Raw genomic sequence first — 7,498 nt, 5'->3', positions numbered from 1 at the left:
GCGTGGAGTGGTTTTCAAGATTTGACCTTGATAATAATGGTTACCCGGACTTTGTGTCGGCGGACATTGGTGGTTACATAATGATATGGTATATGGGACCATCTGGTTTGGATAGTTCAAAGCGTATAAACACAGGAGCTATAAATGGAAATTGCGATTTTGCTGATTTGAACTGTGATGGTTTCGCTGAACTTATACACTCAGGCTATACATCCGGATATTGTACGATTTATTGGAATAATGGCGGGCTTATTTCAGAAGACGATGCTACAAGCATGCCCAATGATGCCGCAGAGGATGTATATGTGGCGGATTTTGATAAAGATGGTTATTTAGATATAGCCTTAGGTGGGTATGCTTCATCGCCATCAAATACATACATTTATTGGGGTGGTTCAGGAGGCAGGCATGGCTGGGTTATTTCATCAAGAAGTATTATTAATTTGAATAGAAGATTTGTACACAATATAGAAAGTGCAGATCTTGATAATGATGGTGACCTTGACTTGTTACTTACTCCACATTATGGCGCTGTTATAATGCTTAGGAATATTGGATTTAGAACATTTATTGTTGAATCTATTCCTGTTCCGACAACTGAGACACATCATGGTTTATCAGTTGGGGACATCGATAAAGATGGCGATATAGATTTTGTTTTAACCGACTATGGTTCGGGACCCCGGCAAGCATTCGTTTTCTTTAATGATGGGACAGGCCACTTTCCAGAGGCCATTTTGATTAATCCGGGAACTTGTTATGGAGGCTCTGCTTTATATGATTTCAATGGGGATGGCTACCTTGACATTTTATTCTTTATGGGGCATGTACTCACGATTTTTACTCGCCTAAAAATATACACCAACAGTGGAGGAGCTTCACCGCTATTTTCTGATGTTGATAGCCATAGTATAGGTCCTTTTCCCGTAGATGTTTCTGGGGGAATAGTCATAGATGCTAACAATGACGGAAATGTTGATATTTTTATAAATAGTTATTTGGGAGGATATTCGTATCTTTTTTGGGGGCCATCTTTCAACACTTGTGATTCATTCACTATTGGAAACGACCACCACGGCGTTTTCCGCGAACCTGGTAATATCCGCGACCGCTCAAAATCCGCATGGTACATAAGCAATATTTTCGATTCAGGACTTGAAAGCGGGATTTGCGCTGGGACTGTAAGCTGGATTGCATATGATGAAAGAGACTTCGATTCCTCCATGTATCCGAGCTTGCCAGAACCTGTAGGTTCGAAAGTTTTAATTTTGGGGCGAAGTGGTGACTCACCCACAATAGACCGCACATGGACCGAATGGGACACATTAACGGATGGCGGCTTAATACCTGCATCGCTTCTTGGACACAGGTATTTTCAGTATAGAGCGGAGCTTTGGTATTCGAATCCAGCATATCTCCCGTGGCTTGAGAGAATTGAGTTCACATTCCTGCCCTGCGAAGGGTGCAGCGTGATCGTGGATTCCGTTTGGTTCTGGGAGGAGACCGATTGCAACGATAGCAATGTGGTTCAGATTTGCTATACTATTTGGACCAATTGCCCGGAAAGTCTACTCGAATGTACGATTGATATATCCCGGGATAGTGGTCTAACATGGATTCACACCGGACACGATTGGTTTAGAACATTGATTGATACTGCAGGTGGATTAGGGATAGTTCACTCGGGCAAACATTGTTTCCGCTGGATAATGAACGAAGATATAACCTACGAAGGTAACAATTGGCTCGTTCGAGTTGTAGGTCGAGCTTTCGGTTCAGCTGATTCAGCAGTCGCAAGCGGTCCTCTCGATTCAAAAAATCCTTTCATTTCAGCACATGTACCCGTTGGACACGCTTATCTTCCAGGAGAAATAATTTCTGTTAACTGGTTAGTTGTCGATTCGTTCTGGAGTTCTGAACCCAGTTCAGTAAAAGTTATATTTTGTGATAGAGAATGGAATGTCCTTGTTGATGGATTTTGGTTTGATTGGACTGTTCCTGAGGAAGCATTGGGTTGCGACTCCGTAGTATTTATTATAGCTGCAAGGGATTCATTCTGCAATTGGGGGCGCGATACTTGTGTAGCTCATATTGGATGGTGCTCTATAAATTTACACGCCTACGGCGACAGAGCCGTTTGCCCAGGCGAAACAGCTTATGTTCATGTTGATTTAGCTTATGAGGGGAATGTGGCAAATTCAGCAATAATACAATGGACACCCGATGATAAAGTTATAAATCTCGACACTATGTATGCTATTGTGCCTGACACAACGATGCTGTTTACTATAGTCGCCGATAATGGTGGATTATGTGCTGATACAATAAATTATTTATGTCGTGTTCTGAGTTGCTACTCGTGCAGCAGGAAGCCTAATCCCTTTACGCCTAATGCCGATGGGTTAAATGATTTTGTTCATTTTCTTTATCCCGACCTCGGGCTCTTTCCCGCCGAAATATTAATTTTCGACCTTCATGGCATATTGCGCAGGGAGATAGATGTCCCGGCTGGTTTTTATGCGAAATCACTTGCACACTGGGATGGGAAAGATGATGATGGAAACCCTCTGCCCGAAGGCGTGTATATTTTCATAATAATGGTTAGGGGAGAGGTTGTTTGCGAGGGCACGGTAACAATAGCAAGGTGAAATACGAAATTTGTGGGGGTATTAGGCAGAACTAAAGGCATACATTGGATGAATTATCGGATAAAATTTCCACAATTTTTTTGGCATAGATTTCCGCTGTTTTACCAAGTCGCAAACAAATTTCTTTTGCAATACGGGACATGGTTTCGATTTTCTCTGGCGAGGAAAACAGCTCCACTAATTTCTTGCCAAGTTCTTCAGCTGAGGTTTCCAAAGCAGCACCGGAATCATCGGCAATCCGGAAGAGTGTGCTGTTGTTTCGGGTAAACTTTCCATGTATCACAGGTTTGCCAAGGGATATCGCCTCCCATGGATTGTGACCTCCATAGTCAACAAATGTACCACAAACTATAACGGCATCACAAATAGCGTAGAATTTTATTAGTTCGCCTATTGTGTCCACAAGGTAAACGCTTTTGTCGGTCGGTATTTTTTCGGTCTGTGATCTTTTCGCAAAATCGATTCCTCTTCTTAACAAAGCTTTTTCAAACTTCTCGACTTCATTGGGATGCCTTGGCGCAGCGATTAAAAGCGCATCAGGAAATCTTTCGCGAATCTCCACGAAAGCATCGAGTATAATTTTTTCCTCGCCTGAACGGACACTACCAGCAACTATTATAGGGAATCGCTCAGGTTTTTCGGGGGTGTCGGGCGGAGCATTAATAGGAACGATTTTCAAGTCTCCAAGCACAACGACTTTTTCTGGTCTGGCTCCCCAGCCTAAAAAGTTTCTCGCTTGTTCCTCGTCGCGAGCGTAAATGCAGTCAAGGTTGGCGAAAATGTTTTTATAATAAAGTTTTTTAAATATGTTCCGTGTCGGTCTGGCTATTTTTCCGCTTGCCACGATGGTTTTTGCTCCAAACCTTTTTGCGTAATAGAGCTTATTAAGCCAAAAGTCCGCCTCGATGGTTATAATTACTCTTGGTCTAATCCTTGAGATGGCAGTTTTAATGATAAGAGGGTTGTCAGCGGCGAGAAGACGAGCGTAGCAATTTTCATCCTCGATTGATTTAAGCCTGCGATAGCCGGTTACCGTGGTCGATGTGAGCAGAATAGGAATGTCAAGTCTCTTTCTTAATTCTACTGCTAAGCTTATCGATTCTGCCGATTCACCCACGGAAGAAGCGTGAATCCATATTGGTGATTTCGGGATGTCGCCATATATCCCCAGTCTGTGTAAAATGTTTTCGCCTTTTATGGCAGAGTATATGAGCAACGGAATGCCCAGGATGATGGTGGCAATCCACCACAAAAGGTTGTATAGGAATCTGAACATTATCTGCTTGCTTCGGCTACCGTTCGAACGATTTTCGTAAACGACTCGACATCCAAGCTCGCAGTACCGACGAAAAGACCATCGATGTTGGGTTTTACAATTAGTTTTGGTGCGTTTTCAGGGTTGACACTCCCGCCGTAAACTATTCTTAATTCCTCGGCAAAATCATTTTTCCAATGGCTGGCTATAAGTTCGCGGATAAAGGATTGAGCTTCTTCGGCTTGTTCGGGGGTAGCATTAACTCCCGTTCCTATAGCCCATACTGGCTCGTAAGCTATAATAAGCTTTTCGGGTGAGGTGAGTTTTACATCGTTTAAGCCCAGTTCAAGTTGTCGCGCGATCACATCGTTTGTTTTATTCGCTTTTCGTTCCTCTAATTTTTCACCTATACAAAATACGGGTGTGAGTCCAAGTTCTATCGCATGCCGAAGTTTTGCGTTTATGAATTTGTCCGATTCGCCAAAAATGTGGCGTCGTTCGGAATGCCCTATAACGACCATCTTCGCTCCTGCTGAAAGGATCATCTCGCCAGAGACTTCTCCGGTGAATGCTCCCTGTGGTTCGGGATGCATATTCTGAGCACCTATAAATATTTGTGCACCAAGCTTCTTGACTGTCTGGACAGCTGGATATAAACTCACAAACGATGGGAAAAGTGCAATGTCGATATTCGTAATGTTAGAAATCTTTTCCGCAAACTTCTCGATGTAGTTTATAGTTTCGGGCACTGTCTTTCGCATTTTCCAATTTCCGCCAGCGAAAAATTTTTTCATCGCTCACTCCTTTCGAAATTTTTATAATTAATGTTACATTTCGAATTTCGCAAGTTATTTAGGCGTCAATGTCGGAAGTGTCTTCTTCCCGTGAACACCATTGCTACGCCGAGCTTATTTGCCGCTTCGATAGAGAGCTTATCGTTTCTTGAGCCACCCGGTTGTATAAGTGCTTTAACGCCAGCTTGGGCGAGCACATAGAGTGTATCGGGGAAGGGGAGGAATGCATCAGAAGCAGCAACTGCACCATTTGCTCTGTCTCCTGCTTTGCGAACCGCAAGTATTGCAGCATCCACTCGGCTTGGAAGACCACCTCCAATACCCACTGTGGCGCCATTTTTAGCTATAACAACCGAATTGGATTTAACGAATTTGGCTGCTTTCATCGCAAAAATAAGGTCCTCTCGTTGTGCTTCCGTCGGTTTGGTATCTGTAACTACCTGCCAATCATCGATAAGTTCTTCCTCAGAGTCATCGTTTTGAACTAAGACCCCACCAGCGATGATTTTCGCATTGTATCTCCATTTTCTAACAAACTCAGGCAATCTTAGAATTCTCAGATTTTTCCTTTTTTTAAGCGTTTCAAGTGCCTGTTCGTCGTATTCGGGTGCAACAATGCACTCGAAAAAATGTTTGCTCATCAGTTCAGCCGTTTCCTCATCAACTTTTCTGTTTAGCGCCACTATTCCGCCGAATGCAGACAATGGGTCACTCGCGAGCGCAGCTTCATACGCATCAATTAACTTTTTACCAACCGCTATTCCGCACGGTGAATTGTGTTTGACTATAACACATGCTGGTTCTTTGAAGTCTAAGACCGCCGTTAATGCGGAGTCGAGGTCGACGAAATTGTTGAAGGAAAGTGGTTTGCCCCATAATACTTCGGCTTTTGGAATGCCTTCGGCAGGATGTGTCATGTAAAGTGCAGCGTATTGATGCGGGTTCTCACCATATCTTAGTTCGGGCATATTTTCATTAGTTCCTGCGAGCGACATGTATTTTGGGAAATGTGTTCCGTCCCAAAATCGTTTCGCAATGATTGAGTCGTAGTATGAAGTCAGGAAAAATGTCTTTACTGCTAGGTTGCGGGACATCTCCTCAGGTATGTAATTTTCCCTCTCAAGAGTTTCAATTATTTGTTTTAAGTCATCATAATCGGTTGCTACAACTGTTCTCTTAAAGTTTTTTGCGGCAGCCCTGAGAAGAGCTATACCGCCAATGTCAATTAGTTCCACAAGCTCATTTTCATCTTCTATTTCAAATGCGTTCTCGATGAATGGATAGAGGTTGACATACACCAGGTCGAATTTTGGGTAACCCGCTTCTTTGAGTGATTTTTCGTCTTGTTCTGTGTCTCTTGCAAGTATCCCAGCGAAAACAGCTGGATGAAGTGTTTTGACTCTTCCGTTTAAAAGCTGGTCGAATCCCGTTAATTTCTCGATAGAATTGACTTCTAAACCTTTTTCTGACAAATATTTAGCTGTTCCACCGGAAGCCCATATTTTCACGCCTAATTCCAGTAATTTTGATGCGTAATTTTCAAGGTCCTGTTTTTTAAAAGCCGAAAGAAGGGCAGTTTTTACATAAGGCATTTTTGCCTCCATTTATATTTTCGTCGTCATCCATTTTTCCTCACATGGATGTCCGAATAAATAATGTAATATTCTCCTTTTAGGAAGCATTATTATTGAGAGATGAGTTCCAAAAGATTCGTGATGGCGACATATTGTGTTACCGCTGGGCGAATTTTCTTGTCCGTGGTCTGCCAATATGGTTTTTAGGATTTCGGCATTTATTTTTTCGTATCTGTTAATGAGATAAAAGATTCTTCTTGTCCGGACAATATTTGTGTATTGTATGTTTTTCCCTCTTAATGATTCGGGAGCCTTTTCTCCGTACACTGCGTCAAAGGGGACCATGTGCTTTCTTGTGCTTTTGGCGTAAAATAAGTTTGCATTAACGAGTATGCCGTTAAATGGTGTAATAACAGCTGATTCTTTAGGATTAACCTCAACAGATACTGCGTTGCCGTCACTATCGACGATGGTTATTATACCGGATGACGAATTCTTGGAATTTCTTATAACATTTTTGGCTTCGTCAACTGAGGAGCAGTTTTGCAGTATATATTGTACTTTTGCCGATATAAGGGGAGCTTTAGCGAAACGAATCGTTGAGAACCCGTAATTGTATGTGAGAGCAAGTCCCTTTTCGTTCATGCCTGTATGCGCCCCTGCAGATGGTGCAAAGGTAAATTCAAGGCTTGAAAAACCGTTATCTGGTATACTTGCGCGCATTATGTTAAATGGACGGAATGAATTTATGAAGTCAAAGTTTTTCGCTAATATGGGTTCATCGCTTTTTGGGGGTATCACTGCAATGCTGGAACATCCCATGAGCGCTCTCGCTGAATCGGAGCCCGCAAGTTCGACGAAGTACATGAATAAAAGTTTTCCTATGTCAATACCTGACCCATCGGATATGCCTTTAACTCGTTCGCGAAAGAACTTGAATTCAGATAATGTGGGCTTACTTATCCAAGTGGAGAGAAGTTTACCTACGAATACGATAACATTTTTCGGCACGAATTTTGGTTTTACGGTTTCAAACTCCGGTGAGTCCAAAAGTGCGTTCCAGGCTTTATTTATCTTATTCTTAAGGTTGACGCCTTGCTGATAGCCAAGTTGGTAGTCGGAACCTTTTACTTTTATATATTCTATTTTCAATCCGAGCGTATAATATTTTCAAACTATCCTAAAATAATCCACCAGCACGCATCTTCTTGGTCTGACGAAGTCCTT

General features: G+C 42.4%; 5 protein-coding genes. 1 reads left to right on the top strand and 4 read right to left on the bottom strand.

The features are described from left to right. A partial coding sequence (locus J7J62_00750) for a VCBS repeat-containing protein (GenBank protein ID MCD6123689.1) occupies positions 1-2,648 on the top strand: 2,648 nt, incomplete at its 5' end. A 31-nt stretch (positions 2,649-2,679) separates the two neighbouring features. Here J7J62_00750 and J7J62_00745 read toward each other — a convergent pair. The 4 genes from J7J62_00745 to J7J62_00730 form a co-directional block, all read right to left on the bottom strand. After that, positions 2,680-3,924 (bottom strand): hypothetical protein, encoded by a 1,245-nt coding sequence (locus J7J62_00745; protein MCD6123688.1) that lies wholly within the window; start codon positions 3,922-3,924, stop codon positions 2,680-2,682. Then, on the bottom strand, positions 3,924-4,697 hold the full coding sequence (locus J7J62_00740) for a triose-phosphate isomerase (GenBank protein ID MCD6123687.1): 774 nt from the start codon (positions 4,695-4,697) through the stop codon (positions 3,924-3,926). The genes J7J62_00745 and J7J62_00740 overlap by 1 nt, the downstream gene beginning before the upstream one ends. A gap of 65 nt (positions 4,698-4,762) precedes the next feature. After that, complete coding sequence (gene purH / locus J7J62_00735; protein MCD6123686.1) at positions 4,763-6,289, bottom strand: bifunctional phosphoribosylaminoimidazolecarboxamide formyltransferase/IMP cyclohydrolase; 1,527 nt, start codon at positions 6,287-6,289, stop codon at positions 4,763-4,765. Between the two features lie 12 nt (positions 6,290-6,301). Continuing rightward, on the bottom strand, positions 6,302-7,423 hold the full coding sequence (locus tag J7J62_00730) for a hypothetical protein (protein ID MCD6123685.1): 1,122 nt from the start codon (positions 7,421-7,423) through the stop codon (positions 6,302-6,304). Positions 7,424-7,498: the final 75 nt, after the last annotated feature.

Source organism: bacterium (assembly GCA_021159335.1).
In the GTDB taxonomy this organism is placed as follows: Bacteria; UBP14; UBA6098; order B30-G16; family B30-G16; genus JAGGRZ01.
The sequence above is the reverse complement of the archived record's forward strand: the minus strand, read 5'-3'. Positions and strand labels throughout refer to the sequence as shown.

What these genes read in the sequence shown, in the direction of transcription:
- J7J62_00745 (MCD6123688.1), bottom strand. Translation starts at nt 3,924, where the DNA reads ATGTTCAGATTCCTATACAACCTTTTGTGGTGGATTGCCACCATCATC.
- J7J62_00740 (MCD6123687.1), bottom strand. Translation starts at nt 4,697, where the DNA reads ATGAAAAAATTTTTCGCTGGCGGAAATTGGAAAATGCGAAAGACAGTG.
- purH (MCD6123686.1), bottom strand. Translation starts at nt 6,289, where the DNA reads ATGCCTTATGTAAAAACTGCCCTTCTTTCGGCTTTTAAAAAACAGGAC.